The organism is Nostoc cycadae WK-1 (genome assembly GCF_002897135.1).
Lineage (GTDB): Bacteria > Cyanobacteriota > Cyanobacteriia > Cyanobacteriales > Nostocaceae > Nostoc_B.
The window spans coordinates 1-2852 of sequence record NZ_DF978439.1; the positions used below are offsets into that span (position 1 = coordinate 1).

At 40.7% G+C, this 2852-nt stretch carries 1 protein-coding gene; it reads right to left on the bottom strand.

The genetic code is table 11. The features are described 5' to 3' along the window. Positions 1 to 158: 158 nt before the first annotated feature. The coding region (locus NCWK1_RS23495; protein ID WP_103126378.1) for a CHAT domain-containing tetratricopeptide repeat protein at positions 159 to 2852 on the bottom strand (2694 nt) is incomplete at its 5' end.

Below are 2852 nucleotides of genomic sequence, written 5' to 3' on the forward strand. Positions count from 1 at the left end.
TTATCATTTTTTTAGTGAAATGGTATAACGGAGGAATTTATCCCAGAGTTATTACGTACAAAAATTTTAGTAATTCCGTGTAAAAAAGCCATAAGTATATTCAATGCTGAGTTTATTATTCCCAAACTCAGCAGAAAGTAAAAACAAATTTTCTACTTTTACTTCCACTCACCTTGTAAAGTAAAGCCCGCCCAATAATAAGGTGAAGAATAATTCTCATCTCGCCATAATTCTACCCTCGCCTCTCTCAATGCTGCCGCGGGTGTCATTCCCTGTTTCAAGATTTTGGTATAAAATGTCCTCATTAATTTTGATGTCGCTTCATCATCCACATTCCATAAACTGACTAACACACGAGGACTACCAGCATACATAAATCCTCTAGCTAATCCGACTAATCCTTCGCCTTTAATTTCTTTACTTAAGCCAGTTTCACAAGCACTGAGAACAATTAATTCTGCTGGAAGTTTGAGATTGAAAATATCTTGTAGACGCAAAAAGCCATTTTGTAACCTTCCTTGTTGATCAAATAGTGATAGAACTACGCCAGATAAAGCTGGGTTTTCGGTATCTAAAATGCCGTGGGTGGCAAAATGTATGATGCGGTATTCACTAAGTTGAGAACTAGTAACAAAAGCACGGTTAGCAGCAAAATCTAATGCTTGCAGAGTTTGAGATTTAGGCACTAAAGCTAAAATGTTCTCTGCTTCTTGGCGAGTAAAAGATAAACGCTCAAAAGAGAAATTGGGATTGATCTGGGGAATAATTTGCTTGGGTATGGGCTGATGGATAATTCTAGTCAGGCGATCGTCATCATTGCTAAATACAGCATCTGCTATCACCGCTAAGGCTTTGGGAGGAATTTTGCGTTCTTTGTGTTCGCGCCTGATGACAGCTAGAGTAGAAGCTGATGGTACATAAAGAATTTCGTTTGTTTCTAGCAGAGGCTTGAAGTTCTTACCTGATGTTCCGGGTTGAGGTAGGGCAGAAAATGGCAGATATTGTAAAGCACCATCACCGACAATCACCAAGCGTTTGTTTTTGATTTTTTCTGCGATCGGTTTTAACAGCGTTTGATTGAGTTTTTCCAGTACTTCGTAACTGCTAAAAGTACCTAACCCAGAGCTTGCATCTATTTTGGTGTTGGCACTGAGGCGGTAGTAACGTATTTTCAATAAATAATTAAATTGCTTAACAACTTTTTCGATATCTGCACGTTTAGGTAATTCATAGCTGCTAATACTAGTTTTACTAACCATCCACAAATAGCTGCGTTCTTCACCAAGGGCGTATTCTAACAAAAGAGTATCGTCATCTAATACTTGCTGTTGAATTTCTTTGAGAGAAAGAGGTTGAGGTTGAGTTAGTGCAGCATATTTGGGACTGGTTAATCTGATTTGCGCCTGTACATCTTGATAGTCTTTGAGAAGTGCGGCCAGTTCATTTTCTAGAACTTGCGCTTGTGCTGGGGTGTATTGACCGCTGGTATAAAGTTCTAAACGCCGTTTCTCGGTTGCATCCAACCGCTGTTGCAATTTTTGTTCGGCTTCTAGTAGTTTTGGCTCTACACCTTGGCGAATATCAGCATTAGCTTCTGTGAGTAGTTCTAACAAACTGCGAGAACGATATTTTTCACTGGTTTGTAGAGCCAAACCATCGTAACCTTGATTTGGATATTGCTTGTGCAACTGCATTAATAAATCGTTGCAAAACTGGTAAATAGTTTGCTGCGAGGCAAAATAAGAGGTACGCAGTTGCTCGTTAGTAATCTTCGTACGTAAATTTTCGATGAGCTTGATAGCTGCTTCAATTTGAATTAGAGATTGTTTGAGGTTGCCTTGATCACGTTCTAAATAGGCAATGTTATAGAGAGTAATAGCTTCTCCAGCTTGATCCCTCATTTGTCTTCTTAGGGGCAAAGACTGATTGTAGTAAACTAGTGCTTGCTGTTTCTGTCCCAATGCAGAGTAGACACCGCCAATGTTGTTGAGGCTAGTTGCAACACCTGCTTTATCTCTCACTTGTTGGGATAAAGATAGGGATTGGTTGTAGTATTTGAGTGCCTGTTGTTTGTCTCCTAATGAGTCATAAACACGGCCGATGTTATTGAGAGTGACGGCTTCTCCTGTTTTATCTCCTACTTGCCGTCTTAAGGGCATTGACTGGTTATAGTATTTGAGTGCCTGTTGTTTGTCTCCTAATGAGTCGTAGACACGGCCGATGTTATTGAGAGTGACGGCTTCTCCTGTTTTATCGCCAATTTGTTGCCGCAAGGGTAGACACTGGTTGTAGTATTTGAGTGCCTGCTGTTTGTCTCCCAAAGCATTGTAGACACCGCCAATGTTGTTGAGAGTCGTTGCTTCCCCAACTTTATCGCCTACTTGTTTTGAGAGGGTTAGAGATTGGTTATAAAATGCTAAAGCCTGTTGTTTGTCTCCTAAGCCATCGTAGACACTACCAATGTTATTGAGAGTGGCAGCTTCTCCCGTTTTATCCCCAACTTGTCGTCTTAATGGTAGGGACTGGTTATAGTATTTTAGTGCCTGCTGTTTGTCTGCTAGAGAGTCGTAGACACGGCCGATATTATTGAGAGTAACGGCTTGCCCGGCTTTATCACCCACTTGTCGTGATAAGACTAGAGATTGATTATAAAATGCTAGAGCCTGTTGTTTATCTCCCAATGCGTCGTAGATACCACCAATATTGTTGAGAGTGATGGCTTCTCCGGTTTTATCTCCTACTTGTCGCCTCAAGGGTAGAGATTGATTGTAGTACGACAAAGCTTGTTGTTTGTCTCCCAAGGCATCGTAAACACCACCAATATTATTGAGAGTTACTGCTTGCCCAGCTTT